This window comes from Streptomyces sp. NPDC048417, from assembly GCF_040651615.1.
GTDB lineage: Bacteria > Actinomycetota > Actinomycetes > Streptomycetales > Streptomycetaceae > Streptomyces.
Window position 1 is genome coordinate 58,510 of sequence record NZ_JBEZKI010000034.1, and the last position, 21,927, is coordinate 80,436.

General features: G+C 71.3%; 20 protein-coding genes and 1 pseudogene. 11 read left to right on the forward strand and 10 right to left on the reverse strand.

The features are described from left to right. Window positions 1-85 precede the first annotated feature (85 nt). The gene (locus AB0D59_RS40815; protein ID WP_362576337.1) at window positions 86-1,804 is read left to right on the forward strand and encodes a cholesterol oxidase substrate-binding domain-containing protein; all 1,719 of its coding nucleotides are present in this window, start codon (window positions 86-88) and stop codon (window positions 1,802-1,804) included. 72 nt (window positions 1,805-1,876) lie between these two features. Here AB0D59_RS40815 and AB0D59_RS40820 read toward each other — a convergent pair whose 3' ends face one another. Then, window positions 1,877-2,764: an SDR family oxidoreductase gene (locus AB0D59_RS40820; RefSeq protein ID WP_362576338.1), complete on the reverse strand. Its 888-nt coding sequence runs from the start codon at window positions 2,762-2,764 to the stop codon at window positions 1,877-1,879. 133 nt (window positions 2,765-2,897) lie between these two features. Between AB0D59_RS40820 and AB0D59_RS40825 the strand changes: the two genes are divergently transcribed. Then, window positions 2,898-3,794 carry a LysR family transcriptional regulator gene (locus AB0D59_RS40825; RefSeq protein WP_362576339.1) on the forward strand — a complete coding sequence of 299 codons (897 nt, stop codon included), beginning with the start codon at window positions 2,898-2,900 and terminating at the stop codon, window positions 3,792-3,794. On the opposite strand, the gene AB0D59_RS40830 is transcribed toward AB0D59_RS40825, so the two are convergent. From AB0D59_RS40830 to AB0D59_RS40840, 3 genes are all read right to left on the reverse strand, one after another. Next, window positions 3,791-4,420, reverse strand: coding sequence for a TetR family transcriptional regulator (locus AB0D59_RS40830; RefSeq protein ID WP_362576340.1), 630 nt, complete (start codon window positions 4,418-4,420; stop codon window positions 3,791-3,793). The two genes, AB0D59_RS40825 and AB0D59_RS40830, sit on opposite strands and share 4 nt — an antisense overlap. Next, on the reverse strand, window positions 4,417-5,910 hold the full coding sequence (locus AB0D59_RS40835; protein WP_362576341.1) for an MFS transporter: 1,494 nt from the start codon (window positions 5,908-5,910) through the stop codon (window positions 4,417-4,419). The genes AB0D59_RS40830 and AB0D59_RS40835 overlap by 4 nt, the downstream gene beginning before the upstream one ends. Before the next feature lie 97 nt (window positions 5,911-6,007). After that, complete coding sequence (locus AB0D59_RS40840; protein WP_362576342.1) at window positions 6,008-7,201, reverse strand: FAD-dependent monooxygenase; 1,194 nt, start codon at window positions 7,199-7,201, stop codon at window positions 6,008-6,010. 340 nt (window positions 7,202-7,541) lie between these two features. Here AB0D59_RS40840 and AB0D59_RS40845 point away from each other — a divergent pair, with 340 nt between their 5' ends. Further along, window positions 7,542-8,018: a tyrosinase cofactor gene (locus AB0D59_RS40845; RefSeq protein ID WP_362576343.1), complete on the forward strand. Its 477-nt coding sequence runs from the start codon at window positions 7,542-7,544 to the stop codon at window positions 8,016-8,018. Between the two features lie 35 nt (window positions 8,019-8,053). Beyond that, window positions 8,054-8,875, forward strand: a complete 822-nt coding sequence (locus AB0D59_RS40850) for a tyrosinase family protein (protein WP_362576344.1) — start codon at window positions 8,054-8,056, stop codon at window positions 8,873-8,875. Between the two features lie 50 nt (window positions 8,876-8,925). Here the strand turns inward: AB0D59_RS40850 and AB0D59_RS40855 are convergent, their stop codons facing one another. After that, window positions 8,926-9,627 (reverse strand): ribonuclease H, encoded by a 702-nt coding sequence (locus tag AB0D59_RS40855; RefSeq protein WP_362576345.1) that lies wholly within the window; start codon window positions 9,625-9,627, stop codon window positions 8,926-8,928. A 47-nt stretch (window positions 9,628-9,674) separates the two neighbouring features. After that, entirely contained in the window at window positions 9,675-10,469 is a 795-nt protein-coding gene (locus tag AB0D59_RS40860) for a VOC family protein (protein ID WP_362576346.1), read from the reverse strand. A gap of 150 nt (window positions 10,470-10,619) precedes the next feature. Here AB0D59_RS40860 and AB0D59_RS40865 point away from each other — a divergent pair. From AB0D59_RS40865 to AB0D59_RS40880, 4 genes and pseudogenes are all read left to right on the forward strand, one after another. Next, window positions 10,620-11,626 (forward strand): annotated as a pseudogene (locus tag AB0D59_RS40865) (zinc-binding alcohol dehydrogenase family protein). A 228-nt stretch (window positions 11,627-11,854) separates the two neighbouring features. Beyond that, window positions 11,855-13,297: a family 2B encapsulin nanocompartment shell protein gene (locus tag AB0D59_RS40870; protein ID WP_362576347.1), complete on the forward strand. Its 1,443-nt coding sequence runs from the start codon at window positions 11,855-11,857 to the stop codon at window positions 13,295-13,297. A 19-nt stretch (window positions 13,298-13,316) separates the two neighbouring features. Next, window positions 13,317-14,369: a family 2 encapsulin nanocompartment cargo protein terpene cyclase gene (locus AB0D59_RS40875; protein WP_362576348.1), complete on the forward strand. Its 1,053-nt coding sequence runs from the start codon at window positions 13,317-13,319 to the stop codon at window positions 14,367-14,369. A gap of 48 nt (window positions 14,370-14,417) precedes the next feature. Next, entirely contained in the window at window positions 14,418-15,302 is an 885-nt protein-coding gene (locus AB0D59_RS40880; protein WP_362576349.1) for a geranyl diphosphate 2-C-methyltransferase, read from the forward strand. Between the two features lie 60 nt (window positions 15,303-15,362). Here the strand turns inward: AB0D59_RS40880 and AB0D59_RS40885 are convergent, their stop codons facing one another. Next, window positions 15,363-15,845, reverse strand: coding sequence for a VOC family protein (locus tag AB0D59_RS40885; RefSeq protein WP_362576350.1), 483 nt, complete (start codon window positions 15,843-15,845; stop codon window positions 15,363-15,365). A gap of 182 nt (window positions 15,846-16,027) precedes the next feature. On the opposite strand from AB0D59_RS40885, the gene AB0D59_RS40890 reads away from it, so the two are divergent. After that, complete coding sequence (locus AB0D59_RS40890; protein WP_362576351.1) at window positions 16,028-17,233, forward strand: epoxide hydrolase family protein; 1,206 nt, start codon at window positions 16,028-16,030, stop codon at window positions 17,231-17,233. Window positions 17,234-17,240: 7 nt separating this feature from the next. Here AB0D59_RS40890 and AB0D59_RS40895 read toward each other — a convergent pair whose 3' ends face one another. Then, window positions 17,241-17,600 carry a helix-turn-helix transcriptional regulator gene (locus tag AB0D59_RS40895; protein WP_362576352.1) on the reverse strand — a complete coding sequence of 120 codons (360 nt, stop codon included), beginning with the start codon at window positions 17,598-17,600 and terminating at the stop codon, window positions 17,241-17,243. A gap of 55 nt (window positions 17,601-17,655) precedes the next feature. Between AB0D59_RS40895 and AB0D59_RS40900 the strand changes: the two genes are divergently transcribed. Both AB0D59_RS40900 and AB0D59_RS40905 read left to right on the forward strand, forming a co-directional pair. Beyond that, the gene (locus AB0D59_RS40900; protein ID WP_362576353.1) at window positions 17,656-18,468 is read left to right on the forward strand and encodes a class I SAM-dependent methyltransferase; all 813 of its coding nucleotides are present in this window, start codon (window positions 17,656-17,658) and stop codon (window positions 18,466-18,468) included. A gap of 204 nt (window positions 18,469-18,672) precedes the next feature. Continuing rightward, window positions 18,673-19,560 (forward strand): RNA polymerase sigma factor SigF, encoded by an 888-nt coding sequence (locus AB0D59_RS40905; RefSeq protein ID WP_362576354.1) that lies wholly within the window; start codon window positions 18,673-18,675, stop codon window positions 19,558-19,560. A 119-nt stretch (window positions 19,561-19,679) separates the two neighbouring features. Here the strand turns inward: AB0D59_RS40905 and AB0D59_RS40910 are convergent, their stop codons facing one another. After that, window positions 19,680-20,132: an ATP-binding protein gene (locus AB0D59_RS40910; RefSeq protein ID WP_362576355.1), complete on the reverse strand. Its 453-nt coding sequence runs from the start codon at window positions 20,130-20,132 to the stop codon at window positions 19,680-19,682. Between the two features lie 120 nt (window positions 20,133-20,252). Next, complete coding sequence (locus tag AB0D59_RS40915) at window positions 20,253-21,782, reverse strand: DUF6777 domain-containing protein (RefSeq protein WP_362576356.1); 1,530 nt, start codon at window positions 21,780-21,782, stop codon at window positions 20,253-20,255. Between the last annotated feature and the right edge of the window lie 145 nt (window positions 21,783-21,927).

A 21,927-nucleotide genomic window follows, 5' to 3' on the forward strand; every position in this document is an offset into this window, starting at 1 on the left:
GGCGTACCTGTGAATCCTTCACTCACACGGGTGATTGAGTTCGACAGAAATCGAGGGGCCGTCAACCCGGCCCTAGCGTGTCGGCGTGACTGATCGTTCAGCGAACAACTTTCCTGACAGCTTTCCTGTCCAAGGCGGCTGGAGCCGTCGGGGATTCCTGCGGTCCGCCGCCGCGCTGGCCGCCGTACCGGTGCTGCTGGCAGCGGATCCGGCGGTGGCCGCGGCCGAACTGCCCGGATTCCCGGCGGATGTCGCGCTGTACCGCTCGGCGTACCGCAACTGGGTCGGCGAGATCACCGCGGACGGGCTGTGGGCTTGCGCCCCGGCCGACGCCGATCAGGTGCGCACGGTCGTCGACTGGGCCTGGCGCAACGGCTGGCGGGTACGCGCGCGTGGCTCCTCGCACGGCTGGTCGCCGCTGACCGTCACGGAGGGGACGGCCGCCGACGACAAGGTGCTGCTCGTCGACACCCGGACGCACCTGACGGCGCTGTCCCTGGACTCCGGAGCGGAGGTGCGGGCCGGGACCGGCGTCACCATGGAGGCGCTGCTCACCTTCCTGGAGGACCACGGTCTCGGGCTCACGGCCACGCCCGCGCCGGGCGACCTGACGCTCGGCGGGGCGCTGGCGATCGACGCGCACGGCACCGCCGTTCCGGCCGACGGCGAGGAGCCGCTGCCCGGGCACACCTACGGTTCGCTGAGCAATCTGGTGGTGTCGCTGACGGCGGTGGTGTGGGACGGGGACGCGGGAGCGTATGTCCTGCGGACGTTCCGGCGGTCCGAGACGGACTGCGCGGCCCTGCTCACCCATCTGGGCCGGGCGTTCGTGACCGAGGTCGTGCTGCGGGTGGGGGGCGACAGCAATCTGCGCTGTGTGAGCCGGACGGACATCCCGGCCGACGAACTGTTCGCCGCGGCCGGTTCCGGCGGGCGGACCCTCGACAGTTTCCTGACCCGGTCCGGGCGGGTCGAGGCGATCTGGTTCGCGTTCACCGAGTACCCGTGGCTCAAGGAGTGGAGCGTCGCCCCGGCCAGACCGCTCGCCTCGCGCCATGTCACCTCGCCGTACAACTACCCCTTCTCCGACATCGTGCCGACGGTGGTCGCCGACCTCGTGGGGCGGATGGTGTCCGACGCGGCGTGGTATCTGGCGCCGGAGCTGGGCAACGCGCAACTGGACGTGGCATCGCTCGGGCTGGTGGCGACGCTGTCCTCGGACATCTGGGGGGCGTCGAAGAACACGCTGCTGTACGTGAGGCCGACGACGCTGCGGATCAACGCGAACGGGTACGCGGTGCTGACTCGGCGGGCCGAAGTACAGCGTGTCGTACACGAGTTCACGGCGTTCTACCGGGAACGGCTCGCCGCGTACGCCGCGTCGGGGCGGTTCCCCGTCAACGGGTCGGTGGAGATCCGGGTGACAGGGCTGGACGAACCGGCGGATGTGGGACTGGCCGGTGCCCAGGTGCCGTTGCTCTCCGCCTTGCGGCCGAGGGACGGGGCGGACACGGCGGTGTGGCTGGATGTGCTGACGCTGCCGGGGACGCCGTCTGCGGAGGCGTTCTTGCGGGAGTTGGAGGAGTTTCTGTTCGAGCGCTACGAGGGGACTCGGGTGGAGTGGTCCAAGGGGTGGGCGTACACCGAGTCCGATGTGTGGAGTGACGAGGAGGTGCTCGGTACGAGGATTCCGGGGTCGTTCGGGGGTGCGGTGTGGGATGCGGCGGTGGAGACGTTGGATCGCCTTGACCCACACCGGGTGTTCGGCAATGGATTTCTGGATGGGGTGCTTGTGCGCCGTTGAAATCTGCGGGGCGGTGGGGGCTGGTCGCGCCGTTCCCCGCGCCCTGAAGGGGCGCGTTGCCAGTGCCGGAGCCTAGAAGTAGTGGCCCTCCTCCAAGTCCGCGAGCAGGCCCGCCTGTTCCGGCCTCCAGCCCAGAAGTTCCCGGGTCCTCTCGCTCGATGTCGCGTTGTCGATCGTCGCCACCATGCCCAGCCAGCCGAAGTGGGCTTCCGCCTCCGTCGGCGGGATGCTCTTCAGGGGGACGCCGAGGCCCTGGGCGATCGCCGCGGCGATGTCCTTGAAGGGGACTCCCTCGTCGGCCGATCCGTGCAGGGCCGTACCCGCCGGGGCCGACTCCAGGGCCAGGCGGTAGAGGTGGGCCGCGTCCAGGCGGTGGACGGCCGGCCAGCGGTTGGTGCCCTCCCCGACGTACGCGGCGACGCCCGTCCGGCGGGCGATGCCGATCAGCTGTGGCACGAAGCCCCGGTCACCGCGGCCGTGCACCGTGGGGGCCAGACGGACCACCGAGCTGCGTACGCCGCGCTCGGCCAGGGCGAGTGCGGCCACGTCGCAGGCGCCGCGGTGGATCCTCGGTGCCGGGGTGTCCTGCTCCGTCGCCACACCGTCGACGGCGGCGAGCATCAGGGTTCCCGAAGTGACGACGAAGGGCCGGTCCGAGCCCTCCAGGGCGGCGCCGATCGCCTCGATCGCGCGCAGGTCGGTCTGCACGGCTCGCGTCATGTCCGAGAAGTCCTCGTGGTTGAAAGCCAGATGCAGCACGCCGTCGGTCCCGGCCGCCGCGACTGCCAGGTCCTCGGGGTCGTCCAGGCTGCCACGGTGCACCTCGGCGCCCGCCGCCTTCAGGGCCTCGGCGGACTTGTCCGAGCGGGCGAGGGCGAGGACCTGGTGCCCGGCGCCGAGGAGTTCGGGGACGGCCGCGGAGCCGATGAAGCCGCTGCCGCCGGTGACGAATACCCGCATGATGGGTGCTCCTTCGAGGGAGGGGGTGGTGCTTCCATCGTTCGGCCGGCGGGCGGCGGACGTCCAAAGCCTGTTTCGCACTGCGCAATGCCTTTCAGGCATCGGCGCAGGTAGCCGGCATTATCCTGAGGACATGGCTGATCCGGTTTCCGCCCCTGACCTCGATCTGCGGCTCGTCCGGTACTTCACCGTCGTGGCCGAGCAGCGGCACTTCGGACGGGCCGCCGGCGCCCTGCACATCACCCAGCCCGCGCTGAGCCGGCAGATCCAGCGGCTGGAGCAGGTGCTGGGTGCGCGGCTCTTCGACCGCACCCCGCAGGGCGCCCGGCTCACCGAGGCGGGCGAGGTGTTCCTGCCGCGTGCCGGGGCGTTGCTGCGGGCCGCGGGCGAGGCCGCGGCCGTCACCCGGGCCGCCGCCGAGCCCAGCCGGATCACCGTCGGGTACATCAACGGGATCTTCGTCACCCCGGCCGTGCGTGATCTGCGCCGGCGCTTCCCGGACGCCGACGTGCGTACCCTGCACCTTGACTGGAACGAGTCGCGCGAGGCCCTGCTGGCGGGGCGCGTGGACGCGGTCGTGACCCGGCTGCCGCTGCGCACCGACCGGTTGCGGGTGACGGTCCTCTACGATGAGCCGCGCGTCCTGGTGGTCCCCCTGGACCACCGGCTGGCCGGGAAGGAGTCGGTCACGCTCGACGACATCGCCGACGAGCCGCTGCCCCGGGGAAACGATCCGCTCTGGAACGCGTTCTGGCGCGTCGATCCCCGGCCGGACGGCAGCCCGGCGCCCGACGGTCCGCTGATCGGCGCGGTGGAGGACAAGTTCGAGCACGTCGCCGCCGGGCAGGCCGTGGCGATCGCACCCCGGGTGCCCGGCGCGACCATCCGCCCCGACCTGACCACGGTCCCGCTGCACGGCGTCGAGCCGAGTCAGGTGGTCCTGGCGACCCGCGCCGGGGACAACCACCGACTGCTGGCCGCCTTCCGCGGGTCGGCCGAGGCGCTCCTGACGGAGCCTGAGGCCGGTTAGGTCGTCAACTGGGCCTGGACGGCGGGGCCGTAGCGGTCGGCGAGGTCCTCGATCGCGGAGTCGCGCAGCCGTGGGCCGCGGGCGATGCCGTACATCACGCCCAGGCCGATGAGCTGGGCGACGGCGAGTTCGGCGCGCAGTCCGGGGTCGGGGCCGGTGAGCCGGGCAGCGACGCGGTCGACCACCTGAGCGCGGAAGTTGGCGCGCAGTACGTCTCCGTGGTCGCCGTGCAGGGGGGCGAAGACGATCCGCAGCAGCGGGTCGGCGCCCCGGTCGCGCTGGCCCTCCAGGACGTGCCGGACCATGTGCCGGCCCAGGTCGTCCAGGGGTGCGTCGAGCAGGGCGGCCGCGTCGGTGTCGAAGGACATCACGCGGGCGAACAGGCCGTCCTTGTTGCCGAAGTACTTGAGGATCAGCGGCGCGCTGACCCCGGCGCGCTCGGCGACGTCCTTGAGGGTGATGTCGGCGTGCGCGTGCCGGGCGAGGAGGTGGCGGGCGGCCTTGAGGATGGCGGCCTTGGTGGCCTCCGCGTCCCGGCGGCCGGGCGCGGGGGTGGTGCCGGGGTCGGGGCCGGGGTCGGGGCCGGCGTCGGGGCCGGTGTCAGGTCGGGTGCTCACGGTGCTCATGCTCCCTCCAGCGCGTCGTCCCGGGCGCCCTGGGTGCGAGGCCGGGCGCGCGGGGCGTCGTCCGTGGCCTTGTCGCCGGGTATGGACAGCGCGGCGGCGCTGGCGGCGAGCGCGATGACGCCGGCCATCGCGAACGCCAGCAGATAGCCGTGCAGCGTGGGCATCTGGGCGCCGCCGACGAGGCTGGTGTGATGGGTGAGGACGGCGGCCACGGCGGCGCTGGAGGTGGCCTGGCCGATGGTGCGCATGAGGACGTTGACGCCGTTGGCGGAGGCGGTCTGGCTCGCCGGGACGGCCCGCAGGATCAGCGTGGGCAGCGCCGAGTAGGCGAGAGTGGTGCCGGTGGCGACGACGGTGGCGCCCAGGATGATCATCCAGAGGTCGCGGCTGTCGGCGATGCGCACCACGTATCCGCAGGCGATGACCGCGGCGCCGAGGGCGAGCGTGATGCGCGGGCCCCGAGAGGCCGAGATCCGGGCCGAGAGCGGCGAGAACAGCAGCATGGTGATGCCGCCGGGGAGCAGACAGAGGCCGGTGGCCACGATGGACAGGCCCAGGCCGTACCCGGTGGCCTTCGGCGCCTGCACCAGTTGGGCGGTGACCAGGGAGTTGGCGTAGAAGGCGAACCCGGTGAGCAGGGCGGCGACATGGGACAGGCCGACCCGGGGCCGGGACACCAGGTGCAGGTCGACCAGCGGCTGCTCGGTGCGCAACTGCTGCCACCACCACAAAGCCAGGACGAGGACGGTGGCGGCGAACAGCCCGAGGACGCGCGGGCTCCCCCAGCCCCACTGGCCGCCCTGGGAGACGCCGAGCAGCAGGCAGGTCAGCCCGACGGCCAGCCCGAGCGCGCCGAGCACGTCGAACCGCCCGGGTTCGCGCACCGGTGACTCCCGGACCGCCCACCACACGGCCGCCACGCCCAGCGCCCCGAGGAGGCTGGTCAGCCAGAACATGGTGTGCCAGTCGTAGTACTGCACCACCAGCGCGGCCAGCGGCAGGCCCAGCGCGGCGCCGATGCCGACGGTGGAGCTCATCAGCGCCACCGCCGATCCCCGCCGCTCGGGCGGCAGTTCGTCACGCAGGATGCTGATCGACAGCGGTACGACGGAGGCGGCGGCACCCTGCAGGGCGCGGGCGACGATGAGCACGGTGATGTCGGACGACAGGGCGCACATCACGGAGCCCACGGTCATCAGGGTGAGCGCCCCGGTGAGTACCCGGCGCTTGCCGTACATGTCGCCGGCCCGGCCGAGCACCGGGGTGAGGACGGCCCCGGCCAGCAGGGTCGCGGTGACCATCCAGGAGACGGTGCCGGCCGAGGAGTGGGTGAGCCCCGGCAGGTCCGGGAGCAGGGGCACGACCACCGTCTGCATGACGGCCATCAGGATCCCGCCGAAGGCCAGTACCGGGATGGTCAGCCGCTCCCGCAGCCGGGGCGGTGCGGCGGGCGAGCCCGAGGGGCCGGCTGTCGGGGCGGGGTGATCCATCGGCGCTCCTGCGGACGGCACAGACAAGAAGGTGAATACAAATTCACCCTATCGGGTGAATTGCCTTTCACCAACTCGTGCTGCCCCAAGTCGGCGCCTACGACCGGGAGTGCAGGGCGCGCGCCGCCCGTGGCCCGAGCCACCGCTTGAACCGGCGCAGTACCTCCAGCCGCCCGGCCGCCTTGTCGATGCCGTAGTAGAGCTGCGGCGGAACGTACGGCAGCAGCGGCGAGTGGCGCTGGCCGAGCAGGGCGAACATGCGGTGTGCGGGCAGGTCGATGTAGCGGGGCAGGCTCTCGTACCACTGGGCGCTCAGGCGGGCGGCGCTCTGGGCGGAGAGCAGTTCGGCCTTGCGCTGCCGCTCGTAGGCGGCGAGGGCCTGGGGTCCGGCGCCGTGCTCGCGCAGGACGCCGGCGAGGCACATCGCGTCCTCCAGGGCGAGGGTGGTGCCGGCGCCGATGGAGTAGTGGGTGGTGTGGGCGGCGTCGCCGAGCAGGACGAGGTTGCCGTGGTGCCAGGTGCGGTTGGTGAGGGTGCGGAAGGTGGGCCAGGCGCCCACCGAGGAGCCGGCCACCAGCGGTCGGCCGTCGAGGACGCCGGTGAACAGCTTCTCCAGCAGGGCCAGTTGGTCGGCCTCGTGCAGTGTGTCGAGGCCGAGGCCGGTGAGGGTCTCGGGGGCGCACTCGATGACGCAGGTGCTGTGCCCGTCGTCGTAGGGATAGCCGTAGCACCAGACCCAGCCGTGGTCGGTCTCGGCGAAGGCGAAGGTGAAGGAGTCGAAGACCTTCGTGGTGCCGAGCCAGACGTAGTGGTTGCGGCCCTCGGTGGCCTCGGCGCCGAAGTCGTCGGCGTGCCGGGTGCGCAGGGCGCTGTGGATGCCGTCGGCGGCGACGACCAGGTCGGCCTCGGGGAGGTCGTCGGGCGTGATCTCGCTCTCGAACTCGAGCCGTACGCCCAGGGACCGGGCGCGTGCGGCGAGGATCTCCAGGAGGCGGTGGCGGCCGATGCCGTGGCCCGGGTCGCCGGGCTGCCGGGTCACCTGGTCGCGGACATGGGCGACACCCTGGTTCCAGCGCACCGAACTCTCCTCGACGGCGCGTGCCGACTCGGGGTCGTACGTGTGCAGCCGGTCCATCAGGGCACGCCAGTAGGTGACGCCCCAGCCGTAGGTCGAGCCCTCGGGGTTGCGTTCATTGACGGTGACGTCATGGGACGGGTTCTGCCGCTTGAGCAGGATCGCTAGATACAGGCCGGCGGGCCCGCCTCCGACACAGACGACCTTCACACGCACCCCTGGGTTTCACTGAAAGTGGCCGATTGGCATCGCAGAGTAGCAGCGGTGACGGGTCCGGCCGGGTTTTCGAATCGCGCCAGATTGACGGCGTGAGCCACGACACCCGGACGGCGGACCCGCGCGAAAGATCGACGAAAACACCCACGCCCGGGCAAGGAATTCCCCGTTCCGGTACCGGCGGACCCTCGACACGGCAAGATCATCTTCGTTCAACCTTGTATGACATGTAGTCAATTGTCCTGATCACAGCCAACCCGATCCGGGCGATTTCTCCCGCCCGGAAACCGGCGGATAGGCATACGGAGTCATCACCCGCACCCAGCACAGGAGCATCCGTATGCCCGAACTCACCCGCCGTCGCGCGCTCACCGCAGCGGCCGCCCTCGCCGCCGCGGCCGGCGCCTCGGCCCTCATCGCCCCCGGCGCCGCGGCCGCCGCTCACCCGCGGGAGGGAGCGCTCGAACCCTTCGACGAGGTCTACAAGGGCCGCCGAATACAGGGCCGTCCGGCCGGCACGGACGGCATGGACGGCATGGGCGCCACGGACGGCACGGACGGCACGGACGGCACGGACGGCACGGACGGCACGGACGGCATGCAGGGCATGGGCGGCCTGGGCGGTCACCACCACGGACACGGCACCGGTTACACGGTGTTCGTGGACGGGGTGGAGCTGCATGTGATGCGGAACGCGGACGGCAGCTGGATCAGTGTCGTCAGCCACTACGACCCGGTGCGCACCCCGCGTGCCGCCGCCCGCGCTGCGGTGGACGAGCTGCAGGGCGCCGCGCTGCTGCCGTTCCCCGCCAACTGACCGCCCTCGCAAGGACTTCCGGAGCCTCGAAGCACATGACCGTACGCAAGAACCAGGCCAGTCTGTCCGCCGACGAGAAGCGGCGGTTCGTCGCCGCCGTCCTCGAGCTGAAGCGCAGCGGGCGTTACGACGACTTCGTGCGCACGCACAACGCCTTCATCATGTCCGACACCGACGAATCGGAGCGCACCGGCCATCGTTCGCCGTCGTTCCTGCCCTGGCACCGCAGATTCCTGCTCGACTTCGAGCAGGCGCTCCAGGCGGTGGACTCCTCGGTGGCAATCCCCTACTGGGACTGGAGCGCCGACCGCACCGTCCGTGCCGCACTGTGGGCGCCGGACTTCCTCGGCGGCACCGGGCGCAGCTCCGACGGGCGGGTGACGGACGGTCCGTTCGCCGCGTCGAGCGGGAACTGGCCGCTCAACGTCCGCGTGGACGGCCGTACTTATCTGCGCAGGTCGCTCGGGACCGGCGTGCGCGAGCTGCCGACCCGGGCCGAGGTCGACTCGGTGCTGGCCATCGCGGCGTACGACATGGCGCCCTGGAACAGCGCCTCGGACGGCTTCCGGAACCATCTGGAGGGCTGGCGCGGGGTCAACCTGCACAACCGCGTCCATGTCTGGGTCGGCGGGCAGATGGCCACCGGGGTCTCCCCCAACGACCCGGTGTTCTGGCTGCACCACGCCTTCATCGACAAGTTGTGGGCCGAGTGGCAGCGCCGGCACCCGCAGGCGGCCTACGTGCCGGGCGGCGGGACGCCGGACGTCGTCGACTTGGACGAGACGATGAAGCCGTGGAACGACGTGCGGCCGGCGGACCTGCTCGACCACACGCGGTTCTACACGTTCGACGTCTGAAGACAGCTGAAGACAGCTGAAGACGCCTGACGACGCCTGACGACTGCTGGTCAGGCCTCCGCCGTGCGGCACTCCGGGTGGCCCCAGCCCTGCCCGTTCTTCGCGATCGACTCGCCGGCCGCGTAGGAGCGGCCGCACAGGCAGCGGCCGGGGAACTTGGCCTTGATGGTGCGCGACGAGGCGCCGCCGGCGGCGCTCTTGCGGGGTGCCGCCTTGCGGCGCGGGGCCCCGGCGGAGGCGGCGGACGTGGGCGACGGCGGCGGTACCGGGGAGCCGAGGGCGCTGCTCGCGGCCTCCTGGACCGTCGCCGCCTGGCTGGCCGCGCGGTCGGCGAAGTCGTTCAGCGGGTCGCCGTCGACCTGGTGGGCCGCGACGTACCGGAAGTCGACCGTGCGGCCGTCCAGGAGTGCGTCGATGCGTACGACCAGTTCCTGGTTGGCGACCGGCTTGCCCGCCGAGGTCTTCCAGCCGTTGCGCTTCCAGCCGGGCAGCCAGGTGGTGACCGCCTTCATGGCGTACTGCGAGTCCATCCGCACCTCGAGCGGCACGTCCGGGTCGACGGCCGTCAACAGCCGCTCCAACGCGGTCAGTTCGGCCACGTTGTTGGTGGCCTTGCCGAGCGGCCCGGCCTCCCAGCGGGCCGGAGTCGCCGCGTCGTCGGACACCACCCAGGCCCAGCCGGCCGGTCCCGGGTTTCCCTTAGAAGCCCCGTCGCACGCGGCCACCACTCGTTCACGCATGGGCCCGATCATGCCACGGCCGGTCGGGGAGCCCGGCCCTGGCCCGGTGTTCGTCCTGGTCAGACGTCCTTGACCTGGGGCTGCTCGCCCTCGGTGGTGGTGATGTCGATCACCGAGAAGTTGGCGCCCTGCGGGTCGGTGAGCGCCGCGAACCTGCCGAAGGGGCTGCTCATCGGACCGAAGCGCAGCACCGCGCCCTGCTTGGTGGCCTTGGCGACGGCCTCGTCGCAGTTGTCGACGGTGAAGTAGACGTTGATGTACGAGGGCACCTCGGGCGGGAAGTCGTCCGTCATCCCCATCCGGCCGAGAACCGTGTTCCCGGCCACGTCGAACATCCGGAAGTCGACGTTGTCGTCCTCCACCTGCCTGGCCGTGTAGGAGAAGAGGGCAGTGAAGAAGGGGTCGGCCTTCTCGGGCTCGCGGGTGAAGACCTCCGCCCAGCAGTAGGCGCCGGGCACGGCCGTGGCCTCGAAGCCCTCGTGGACGCCGCCCTGCCAGATGCCGAAGACCGCCCCGCTGGGCTCACGCGCCAGGCACATCGTGCCGAAGTCGCCGACCTGCATCGGCTCCATCAGCACCTCACCGCCGTTCTCACGGATCCGCTCGGCGGTGGCCGCCGCGTCCGGCGAGGCGAAGTACAGACACCACTGCGACTGCCCCTCCTGGCCGGGCATGGGCGGTACGACGGCGGCGACGGCCTTGCCGTTCGCGTAGGCCTGCGTGTAGTTGCCGTACTCCGACGTCGACTCACCGAACGTCCAGCCGAGGACCTCCCCGTAGAAGCTCTTGGCCCCCTCCAGGTCGCCGAACATCGCGTCGGCCCAACAAGGGGTTCCTTCAGGTTGTACCGCCATGGCCGCGGCCCTTCCGATCGCACGGATTCTCCCGGTTCCTCACGCTAGCCATCCGGCGGACCGCCCGCGCGCCGAACGCCGGACTCCGGCGGACACTGGGAAGGATGACCGAGCGGCCTTCGGCGGACGGGGCGCGGCATGACGGACGTGATGCGGGCGTGGACGGTGGCGCGGCCCGGACCGGTCGAGGCGGATCCGCTCCGGCTCGTCGAGCGTCCGGTGCCGGTGCCCGGAGCCGACGAGCTGCTGTCCGGGTGCGCGCCTGCGGGGTGTGCCGGACCGATCTGCATGTCACGGAGGGTGATCTGCCGGTGCACCGGCTCCGGGTGACGCCAGGGCACGAGGTGGTCGGCTTGGTCGCGGGCCTGGGCGCCGAGGTGGCGGACTTCGCGGTGGGCGACCGGGTGGGGGTGGCCTGGCTGCGGCGCACGGACGGGGTGTGCGCCTACTGCCGGCGGGGCGCCGAGAACCTGTGCCCGCACTCGGAGTACACCGGCTGGGACGCGGACGGCGGCTACGCCGAGTACACCACCGTGCCGGCGGACTTCGCCTACCGGCTGCCCGGCACCCTCGACGACGTGGCGCTCGCGCCGCTCATGTGCGCCGGGATCATCGGCTACCGCGCGCTGCGCCGGGCAGCGCTCCCGCCGGGCGGCCGGCTCGGCCTGTACGGCTTCGGGGGCAGTGCCCATCTCTGCGCGCAGGTGGCGCTCGCGGAGGGCGCGACCGTGCATGTGCTGACCCGGGGTGCCGAGGCCCGGCGGCTGGCCCTGGAGCTGGGCGCGGCCTCGGCTCGGGACGCCTCCGAGCCGCCGCCCGAGCCGCTGGACAGCGCCGTCCTGTTCGCTCCGGTCGGCGATCTGGTGCCGGTCGCGCTGCGCGCCCTGGACCGGGGCGGGGTGCTGGCGGTCGCGGGCATCCACCTCAGCGACGTACCGGCACTGAACTACGAGCGGGAGCTGTTCTACGAGCGGGAGCTGCGCAGCGTCACCTCCAACACCCGTGCCGACGGGCGGGAGTTCCTGGCCCTGGCCGAGCGGCACCACGTCCACGCGACCACCCACGCCTACCCGCTGTCCGAGGCCCCCCAGGCCCTGCGGGACCTGAAGGCCGGGCGCTTCGACGGGGCCGCGGTGCTGGTCAACGACCTTTCCTGAGTCCAACCCGCGGCGGGCCCCGGCACCGGAGCGGGCCACCGGCGCGCGCCCGGAGAACGCAACCTTTTCCACCCCGAACACCAGGTTTGCGCGACTAAGGCGCGCAACCGCCCCTTTCGCGCCGTACCCGTAGATCACCAAGGCTGTTTGGCTGGTCCTTGCGCAGCGCCACCTCGCACACCACCGACCCTCCGGGTCACCTCTGTTCGCCTCTCTGCTGGAGGGAATGTGTCCACACCGGACAGCGTCATCGGTTCCGCCGTCGACGAGCCCGAGCCGGATCCGACCACCGACGGGCAGCTCACCAGTCTGAGCACCCGGGCGGCACGTCAGCTCGCCACGACCACCAAGTCCGAACCGCAGATGCAGGCCATCACGTCCCGATGGCTGCTGAGGACACTGCCCTGGGTGGACGTCAAGGGCGGCGCCTACCGGGTCAACCGGCGCCTCCAACTGCGCACCGGACGCGGCCGGGTGAGCTTCGAGCAGAACGGCGGGGACGACATCCGGGTCATCCCGGGGACCCTCACCGAACTGCCCGTCCTGCGGGGTTACGACGACCTGGACGCGCTGACCCAGATCGCCGAGCGGTTCCAGGCCCGCGAAGTGCGCGCCGGGCAGGTGCTGTTCGAGGCCGGGCAGCCGGTCACCGAGACCTACCTGGTCGTGCACGGCCGGTTCATCCGGTTCGCGGCCGGCAAGTACGGCGAGGAGGAGGTCGTCGGGGTCGTCACCGACGGCGACCAGATGGGCGACGAGGCGGTCGGCCAGACCGACCCGCTGTGGCTCACCTCGGTCCGGGCGGAGACCGCCGGCGTGGTGCTGGCGCTGCCCTGGACGGTCGTCGAGGAGGTCATGGACCGGGTGCCGTCGCTGGGCGCGCATCTCCAGGCGTACGTCGACCGGCAGCGGCTGCCGATGAACCGCAAGGGCGAGGCCGAGGTGCCGGTACAGGCCGGCCACCGGGGTGAGCCGACCCTGCAGGGCGGCTTCGTGGACTACGAACTCGCACCGCGCGAGTACGAGTTGTCACTCACCCAGACCGTGCTGCGGGTGCACTCCAGGGTCGCCGACCTCTACAACAACCCGATGGACCAGACCCAGCAGCAGCTGCGCCTCACGGTCGAGGAGATCCGTGAGCGCCAGGAGTGGGAGCTGGTCAACAACCGTGATTTCGGGCTGCTGCACAACATCGACTACGGGCAGCGGATCAGCTCCTTCACCGGCCCGCCGACCCCGGACGACATGGACGAGCTGATCTCCATGCGGCGCAAGACCAAGGTGATCCTGGCGCACCCCAAGGCGATCGCGGCGTTCTTCCGGCAGTGCAACCGACGCGGACTGGTGCCCCCCAGCGCGAACATCGACGGGCACGAGATCCCGGCCTGGCGCGGGGTCCCGATCTATCCGTGCAGCAAGATCCCGATCAGCGACGACCACACCAGCAGCATCATCGCGCTGCGCACCGGCGAGGCCGACCAGGGGGTCGTCGGCCTCTACCAGACCGGGATCCCGGAGGAGTTCCAGCCCGGCCTGAACGTCCGCTTCATGGGCGTCAACGAGCAGGCCATCGTCAACTACCTGGTCACCGCCTACTACTCGCTGGCCATCCTGGTCCCCGACGCGGCCGGGATCCTGGAGAACGTCCAGCTCGGCCGCACCGCCGACTGACGGCCTGGAGCACACAGTCATGACCTCACCCACCACCCCCTACGTCCTGCCCGGGCCGCCGAACATCGCGCAGCGTCTGCGCCCGGCCAGGCGCACCGGGGCGGTCCCCGGACTGCACTACCGGCCGGCCGTACCCGCCGACCCCGCGAAGGCCGCCGAGCTCGACCGCCGCCTGGAGGCCTGGGCCCGGGAGCTCGACCTGTTCCCCGAGGCCTGGAAGGGGGACTTCTCGGGCTTCCAGTTCGGCCGGGCGGTCGTACTCCAGCATCCGGGCGGTCTCGACCTGGACCGGCTCACCGTCGCCGGCAAGCTGCTGCTGGCCGAGAACATCGTGGACTCCTGCTACTGCGAGGAGGACGAGGGCCGCGGCGGATCCCGGCGCGGGCTCGGCGGCCCGCTGATCATCGCCCAGTCGGCGCTCGACCCCTACCACGGCATCCCGGAGCTGGAGGAGGAGTGGCGCGAGGGCATCCGGGCCGACGGTCCGCTGCGCTCGTACCACTTCGCCCTCGCGGACTTCGCCGGGTTCGCCACCCCGAGCCAGACCGACCGGTTCGTGCACGACATCGCCCGGCTGCACCTCGGGTACCTGGGCGAGGCCGCGTGGATGGAGACGCGGTACATGCCGCGGATCTGGGAGTACCTGGTGATGCGGCAGTTCAACAACTTCCGGCCGTGTCTGTCGATCGTCGACGCGGTGGACGGCTACGAACTGCCCGAACCGCTCTACGCCCGCCCGGAGATCCAGCGGATCACGGCCCTGGCCTGCAACGCGACCACGATCGTCAACGACCTGTACTCCTTCACCAAGGAGCTGGCGAGCGACCCGGACCACCTCAACCTGCCCCAGGTGGTGGCGGCCAACGACCGGCGCGGTCTGAAGGCGGCCTATCTGAAGTCCGTCGACATCCACAACCGGATCATGGCGGCCTTCGAGGAGGAGTCGGCCACCCTGGGCGCCACCTCGCCGCTGGTCGCGCGCTACGCGGAGGGCCTGGCCGCCTGGGTCGCCGGCAACCACGAGTGGCACTCCACCAACACCAACCGCTACCACCTGCCCGACTACTGGTAGCACCGAGCCAATCCGAAACACCATCAGAAACACGTCGAGGAGCAACTGTTGACCACCGCCCCTGTCGCTCGGAAGACCACCACGTCAGCCCCGGTGCCGACCCAGTCCAGGTACCAGAACAGCGTCGCGGAGTACTGGAACGCCGAGGAGAACCCGGTCAACCTCGAACTCGGAAAGATCGACGACCTTTACCACCACCACTACGGCATCGGCGAGGCCGACTGGTCGGTGCTCGACGAGACCGACCCCGGGCTGCGCAAGGAGCGCGTCACCAGCGAGCTGCACCGCCTGGAGCACGCCCAGGCCGAGCTGCTGGCCGGTCACCTCGGCCCGCTCACCCCCGCCGACCGGGTCTTCGACGCCGGCTGCGGCCGGGGCGGCGGCAGCATCGTGGCGAACCTGCGCTACGGCTGCCACTCCGACGGCGTCACCATCTCCGCCAAGCAGGCCGACTTCGCCAACGGCATGGCCCGCAAGCGTGAGGTCGGTGACAAGGTCCGCTACCACCACCGGAACATGCTGGACACCGGCTTCGAGACCGGCGCCTACGCGGCCTCCTGGAACAACGAGTCCACGATGTACGTCGAGCTGGAGCTGCTCTTCGCCGAGCACGCCCGGCTGCTGCGCCGCGGCGGACGCTACGTCACGATCACCGGCTGCTACAACAACGCCTACGGGCAGGCCTCGCGCGAGGTGTCCCTGATCAACGCCCACTACATCTGCGACATCCACCCGAGGTCGGAGTACTTCCGGGCGATGGCGAACAACCGGCTGGTGCCGGTCCATGTGGAGGACCTCACCGAGACGGCCATCCCGTACTGGGAACTGCGCAAGCAGGCCGACCACCTGGTGACGGGGATCGAGGACGCCTTCCTCACCGCGTACAAGAACGGCAGCTTCCAGTACCTGCTGATCGTGGCCGACCGGGTCTGACCCGGCGAGGCGCGGGCGCGGGGCGGTGTCCGTGGACACCGCCCCGCGTCGCCGTGCGGGTCACTCGCCCGCGTACGCCTTCTTCAGCGCGGCGATGTCGAGCTTGCCCATCGCGTACATCGCCCGCGTGGTGCGGGCCGCCTTCTCGGGGTCGGTGTCGCCGATCATCTCGATCAGCCCCTCCGGGATGACCTGCCAGGACACGCCGTACCTGTCCTTGAGCCAGCCGCACGGGCCGGGTTCGCCGCCGTTCTCGGTGAGCTTGGTCCAGTAGTAGTCGACCTCCTGCTGGCCGTCGCAGTAGACCTGGAAGGAGATCGCCTCGGTGAACTTGAACTGCGGGCCGCCGTTGATGGCGACGAACTTCTGCCCGTTGGCCGTGAAGTCGACGGCCAGCACGGAGCCCGCCTCCCCCGGGCCGGCCTCGTTGTAGCGGCCGACCTTCCCGATGCTGGAGTTCTTGAAGATCGACACGTAGTAGTGGGCGGCCTCCTCGGCCTGGCCGTCGAACCAGAGACACGTGGTGAATCCGTCGGTGGTCATGGGCACCTCCTGGGAGCGGGGAACGCGGTCATCCGTACCGACCGGTGCGCTCCAGGAAACTCATCGGTCATCGCGCCCCTTCAGGGGCGCGGGCCTGTGGTGTGCATGCGGCTGCGCCACGTGGGCGCGACCAGCCCCCACCGAGCCGCGGACAACGGACAACCGCGCCTAGCATCCCCACCATGACCTCTTCGTCGCCGGACATCACTCCCTTCCGCGTCTCCATCCCGCAGGCCGATCTCGACGACCTCCACGCGCGCCTCGACCGCACCCGCTGGCCGGCCGAGATGCCGGGGGCCGGCTGGGCGTACGGCGTCCCCACGCCGTATCTCCGGGAGCTGGCCCGGTACTGGCTGCACGAGTACGACTGGCGGGCGGCCGAGGCACTGCTGAACGCGTGGCCGCAGTTCACGACGACGATCGACGGCGCCCACGTCCACTTCGCCCACATCCGCTCCCCCGAGCCGAACGCCACCCCGCTGGTCGTCACCCACGGCTGGCCGGGCTCGATCGTGGAGTTCCTGGACGTGGTCGGCCCGCTCACGGACCCGGCCGCACACGGCGGGGACCCTGCCGACGCCTTCCATGTGGTGGTGCCGAGCGTCCCGGGTTTCGGTTTCTCCGGTCCGACCGCGGAGCCCGGCTGGGAGGCGGGACGGGTCGCGGACGCCTGGGCCGAGCTGATGGCGCGGCTGGGCTACCAGCGGTTCGGTGCGCAGGGCGGCGACTGGGGCGCGGCGATCTCCCGTGAGCTGGGCCGCGCCCATCCCGAACAGGTGATCGGCGTGCACCTCAATCTGCTGCCGGGCGCCCAGCAGGCCACCGAGCCCACCGCCGAGGAACTGGCCGCGCTCGCCCCCGAGGAACAGGCGAACACCCTTGACTCGTGGCGCCGCTGGGCCGCCTGGTCCCGGGAGAGCACGGGGTACGCGATCCTGCAGAGCACCCGCCCGCACACCCCCGGCTACGCGCTCACGGACTCACCGGTCGGGCAACTCGCCTGGATCGTCGAGAAGTTCCGGGAGTGGACGGACTCCGAGGAGCTGCCGGAGGAGGCGGTGGACCGGGACCGGCTGCTGACGAACGTGATGCTGTACTGGCTGACCGGTACGGCCGCCTCGTCCGCCCGCATCTACTACGAACGGGCGCATGCCACCGGCGCCCGCGCCGCCGCGCCCTCCCAGCCGTCGACGGCACCGACCGCCCTCGCCCTGTTCCCGGCCGAACCCCAGCGTCCGCTGCGGCACAAGGCGGACCGCACGGAGAACATCGTGCGCTGGACGGAGTTCGACCGGGGCGGGCACTTCGCGGCGATGGAGGAGCCGGACCTGCTGGTGGGCGACGTCCGGGCGTTCTTCCGGCAGCTGCGGGAGCGGGGCGAGCGCTGAGCGGCCCTCAGGCGACCAGGCACAGCCCGTTGTAGGGCCCGGGCACGGGTCGGCCGACAGCGGTCTTGCGGGCGAACTCGGACTGGACCAGGGACAGCAGGCCGCCGAGGTCGAGGCCGAGGGCGTGGGCGGCGGCCGCGAGGACCTCGGAGGAGGCCTCCTTGCGGCCGCGCTCGATCTCCGAGAGATACGGCATGGAGATCCGGGCCGCCTCGGCGACGTCCTTGAGGGTGCGCTCCTGGTCCAGCCGCTCCCGCCGCAGGACGTCTCCGACCAGGTCGCGCCAGAGGGGTTCCCTGGGCTTCGGGGCCGGCTTCTGCGGGCGCAGGGGGATGACACGGGCGTCGTTCGGCGGTTGGCTGCTCACCCCCATAGCCTAAAAGCAGTGGCACGCCATGGGAGGGGTCGGCATGCTCCCCTGCATGGAAGCGCTGGAGTTCATGGGAACGGGGCCGGAGCTGCGGGACACCTTCGACAAGGACGCGGAGCGGTACCAGCGCGCACGGCCCGGCTATCCCCCTGCCCTGATCGAGGAGCTGAGCCGGGTCACGGGCGCCGGCCCGGGTGTCCGCGTGCTGGAGATCGCTCCGGGCACCGGCCAGCTCACCGTCGACCTCGCCCGGTCCGGCTGTGGGATCACGGCCGTGGAGCTGGGCCCGTCGTTGGCCGCCGTGGCCCGCCGGCAACTGGCCGCGTTTCCCGCGGTGGACGTCGTGACCGCGGGCTTCGAGCGGTGGGAGCTGCCGCCGGAACCGTTCGACGCGGTGGTGTGCGCGACCGCGTTCCACTGGATCGACCCGGCGGTGCGGGTCCCCAGGGCGGCCCGGGCGCTGCGCCCCGGCGGACTGCTCGCCGTGGTCGTCACCCACCATGTGGCGGGCGGCACGGAGGATTTCTTCGCCGACGTCCAGGAGTGCTACGAGCGTTGGGACCCGGCCACGCCGCCGGGGCTGCGGCAGACCCCCGAGTCGGAGATCGCCACCGACACGGCCGAGTTCACCGGCTCCCCCTACTTCACGGACGTCACCGTGCACGGCCACGCCCAGGAGATCACGTACACGACCGACACCTACCTGGACGTACTCCTCACCTACTCCAACCACCGCGCCCTGCCCGAAGCCGCCCGGAAGGGGCTGCTGGCCGGTATCCGGGAACTCATCGACTCGCGGTACGGCGGTACGGTCACCAAGCGGTACTGGCACGAGCTGATCACGGCCGTACGCGTCGGAGTGTGATCACCCCTCCGCCAACCGTCACCGGCTGTTTTCCGCCACCCCGGTGGACGGTACGCATGCGGCGCGTCACCCCGGGTACCCGTCGGTCAAGCACGCATGGGATGCCCGATACCGGGTACCCGGGCCAGGGTGATCAACTGGGCAGGGCGGCACGACACAGGCCGAAGTGGCCGAGCCGAACCGTGACTTTCGTGGGGAGAGGTAATGAATACCGCCGGGATCCGGTCGGAAGCAGTGAACACCGCGCAGTCCGCCGAGGAGTGCACGACGGAGAGGGAACTGCCCGGAATCGAGGACCCGAAGACGGTCGCCCCACGTGACGCACGGGCGCTGTCCCGCCAGTTCTTCCGGCGGCTCGGTGAGCTGGAGGAGGGCACACCCGAGTTCCAGTACGCCCGCAACACGCTCATCGAGATGAACATGTCGCTGGTGCGGTTCGCGGCCGGACGGTTCCGCAACCGCGGCGACGACATGGAGGACATCGTCCAGACCGGGATGATCGGCCTGATCAAGGCCATCGACCGGTTCGAGCTGTCGCGCGAGGTCGAGTTCACCTCCTTCGCACTGCCGTACATCGTGGGCGAGATCAAGCGGTTCTTCCGGGACACCACCTGGGCCGTGCACGTCCCGCGCCGGCTCCAGGAGCTGCGGGTCGAGCTGGCCAAGGCACGCGAGGAACTCTCCAGCCGCCTCGACCGGGACCCGACGGTCGCCGAACTCGCCACGCTGATGAACCTGTCCGAGGACGAGGTGGTCGAGGGCCAGCTGGCCTCCAACGGCTACAACTCCTCCTCCCTGGACTCCGCGCTCACCGGGGACGGCCCCGAGGACGGCGAGTCCGTGCTCGCGGACTTCATCGGCGTCGAGGAGGACGGGCTGCGGCTCGTCGAGGACTTCCAGTCGCTGGCTCCGCTCATGGCCGAGCTGAGCGAACGGGACCGGGAGATCATCCATCTGCGGTTCGTGGAGGAGGCCACCCAGGCGGAGATCGGCGAGCGGCTCGGCTGCTCCCAGATGCATGTCTCCCGCCTCATCAAGAGGATCATCGCGCGCCTGCGTCAGGGGATGCTGGGCGAGCTCGGCTGCGCCTGACGGCGGGTCACCCGGGCGCTGCCCCGCACCGGCGCGTGGGGCAGCGCCTGTGGTGATCCCGCGGCCGGGTGACCCGTGTCCGGTATCTGTGTTCTTTGGCGTTGGTGTCCGGTGCGAGTTCAGTGCGAGAGGGGTACCAGCGCGCGGACCCGTTTGCCGACCGGCACCCGCTCGGCGGTGACCTCGGCGGCCACGGCGTGCACGATCTCCAGGCCGTGCCGGCCGACCCGCTCGGGATCCCGGGGAAAGCGCCGGGGCAGGGCGGCACTGCTGTCGTACACGGAGACCAGGACCGCGCTGTCCGTACCCTCCAGTTCGAGGATGTACGGGCCGTTGCTGTGCCGGTCCGCGTTGGTGATCAGCTCGCTCACCACCAGGAGCAGCTCACCGTCGGCCCGGGGGTCGATCGTGGCACACCACTCGGTCCTCAGCTGCTGCAGGAAGCGGGCCGCGAAGTCCCGCGCCTCGGCGATGCAGCCCGGTTCACCGGTGTAGTGCGCCGCCCGCCGCAGCGGCTCCACGGGTACGTCGAAGCCAGTCGGTATCACTGCCCCGCCCAGGTGTTCGATCATGCGTGTCTCTCCAGGAGGCCGGTCACGGCCCGGTCGCTGTTGCAACCATGCTCGTACCCCGAGTGTCGTCCGGCAGTCCCCGGCGTGTCCGCCGACCGCGCACAAAAGGCGTCGCGCTGGTCACACCGCCGGGGAACCGGGACCTTCGGACTCCGGGGGCGCGGGGGGCACCGCGCTGGGCGGGACCTGCGGCGACACCGGGGCGGCGGAGGACACCGCGGACTCGGGGCCGGGCGACGCCGGGGAGGGCGGCTGCGCGGAGGGCGGGGCCACTGACCTGGGCGATTCCGGCGCCGGCGACTCCGGCACCGGCGCTTGGGACTTCGGCACTTCTGGTGATTCAGTCTTGGGTGATTCAGTCTTCGGCCCCTCGGACTTGGGCGCCTCGGACTTCGGGGACTCCGTCTTGGGCGACTCCGTCCCGGGGGATTCGGTCCTCGGCGATTCGGACTTCGGAGGCTCCGACGAGGGCGGCTCGGAGGACGGCGGCTTCGAGGACGGCGACTCGGACGAGGGCGGCTTCGAGGACGGCGGTTGCGAGGACGACGCGCTCGACGACGGGGACTTCGAGGCGGTGCCGGGGCTGGACGGCCCCGACGGGCCGGTGGAGGTCGGCGGGCACGGCGTGGCGCCGGGGCTCCCGGTCCTGCCGGGGGTGGGCGGGCAGCCGTGGTGGACCGGCGGGTTCATGGGGTTCGGATTGGCCGGGCGCTTCGCCGGGCGGTCCTCGTGCCCGGTGTGGTCACCCCGGTGACGGCCGAACCAGTCGTCGTGCCGGTGGTCGAAGAGGACGAAGACGTTGACGATCCGCACGGCGGGTGCGACGACGACCACGTTCGCCGGCCGGTACCCGGACCAGGCCGTGCCCGTGGTCCTCGGGGTGTTCTTCTGCGCGACCGGCGGGGTCAGCGGGTTGCCGCAGGCGCAGCGCACCCGGGGCACCCCGTGCCCGTCGACCAGGACGGCGGTGCCGGTCTGGAGGACGGACTGGTATGTGGTGGAGCCGCCGTCGCGGTAGCCGTGGGCGCTGACCCGGGTGTCCGCGCGCAGCTGTACGGGGGTGAGGGAGCGCAGGTAGGCGGGGACTCCGGAGGGGCGCACGCCGACCTGCGCGGCGAACGCCTTGTTGCGTGAGGGCGAGGCCTGGAAGTACCCGATCTGTCTCTCGATGTCGCAGCTGCCGCTGTTTTTCGTGCCGCTGTAGAGGCCGGGGGCTCCGCCGTCCACCCCCCGCACCTCGTTCGCCGGCACCGCCGACCCGTCCGTCCCGTCCGAGGCGGCCGAGGCGGCCGGTCCGACGGGTGCGGAGGATGCCGGCGCATCGGAGCTCTTCGTCGCACTGGACTCGGTGAACGGGTCCTGCCCGGAGCTGTTGGCGGCCTGGAGGAAGACCTCGCCACCCTTCCCGGAACCACCGCCCGGACGGGTGAACACCACGGCCAGGACCGCGGCGACCACGACGGCGGTGGTGAGCATCGCGATCCGGGGCGCGGACCTCCACCACGGCTGGTGCGGCTGTCCGCCCTGGCTGCCGCCGCCTCCGCCGCCGGGTGGCTGCGAGGGCGGGCCGGGAGGCGGGCCGGAGGGCCCGGACAGCGGGCCGGAGGGAGGTCCTGTGGGGCGGCCGGATGACGGCGGTTCGATGCTCACGCTCATCTCCCCGTTGCGATGGACGGCATTCGCACTAAACGACTTTTGCGAAAAATGCCTCATTTGATGCACAACGAGCCCAATGTGCGCCGGTCCCGTACCGTCCGCAAGCCGACGCTTACGGCCCACCCGGCGCGCGGGGTGT

Bases quoted from the DNA above. Each gene is read 5' to 3' on its own strand.
- AB0D59_RS40820 (WP_362576338.1), bottom strand. From the start codon at position 2,764: ATGCGGGTATTCGTCACCGGCGGCAGCGGCTTCATCGGCTCCGCGGCC.
- AB0D59_RS40825 (WP_362576339.1), top strand. From the start codon at position 2,898: ATGGCTGATCCGGTTTCCGCCCCTGACCTCGATCTGCGGCTCGTCCGG.
- AB0D59_RS40830 (WP_362576340.1), bottom strand. From the start codon at position 4,420: ATGAGCACCGTGAGCACCCGACCTGACACCGGCCCCGACGCCGGCCCC.
- AB0D59_RS40835 (WP_362576341.1), bottom strand. From the start codon at position 5,910: ATGGATCACCCCGCCCCGACAGCCGGCCCCTCGGGCTCGCCCGCCGCA.
- AB0D59_RS40845 (WP_362576343.1), top strand. From the start codon at position 7,542: ATGCCCGAACTCACCCGCCGTCGCGCGCTCACCGCAGCGGCCGCCCTC.
- AB0D59_RS40850 (WP_362576344.1), top strand. From the start codon at position 8,054: ATGACCGTACGCAAGAACCAGGCCAGTCTGTCCGCCGACGAGAAGCGG.
- AB0D59_RS40855 (WP_362576345.1), bottom strand. From the start codon at position 9,627: ATGATCGGGCCCATGCGTGAACGAGTGGTGGCCGCGTGCGACGGGGCT.
- AB0D59_RS40860 (WP_362576346.1), bottom strand. From the start codon at position 10,469: ATGGCGGTACAACCTGAAGGAACCCCTTGTTGGGCCGACGCGATGTTC.
- AB0D59_RS40875 (WP_362576348.1), top strand. From the start codon at position 13,317: ATGACCTCACCCACCACCCCCTACGTCCTGCCCGGGCCGCCGAACATC.
- AB0D59_RS40885 (WP_362576350.1), bottom strand. From the start codon at position 15,845: ATGACCACCGACGGATTCACCACGTGTCTCTGGTTCGACGGCCAGGCC.
- AB0D59_RS40890 (WP_362576351.1), top strand. From the start codon at position 16,028: ATGACCTCTTCGTCGCCGGACATCACTCCCTTCCGCGTCTCCATCCCG.
- AB0D59_RS40900 (WP_362576353.1), top strand. From the start codon at position 17,656: ATGGAAGCGCTGGAGTTCATGGGAACGGGGCCGGAGCTGCGGGACACC.
- AB0D59_RS40905 (WP_362576354.1), top strand. From the start codon at position 18,673: ATGAATACCGCCGGGATCCGGTCGGAAGCAGTGAACACCGCGCAGTCC.
- AB0D59_RS40910 (WP_362576355.1), bottom strand. From the start codon at position 20,132: ATGATCGAACACCTGGGCGGGGCAGTGATACCGACTGGCTTCGACGTA.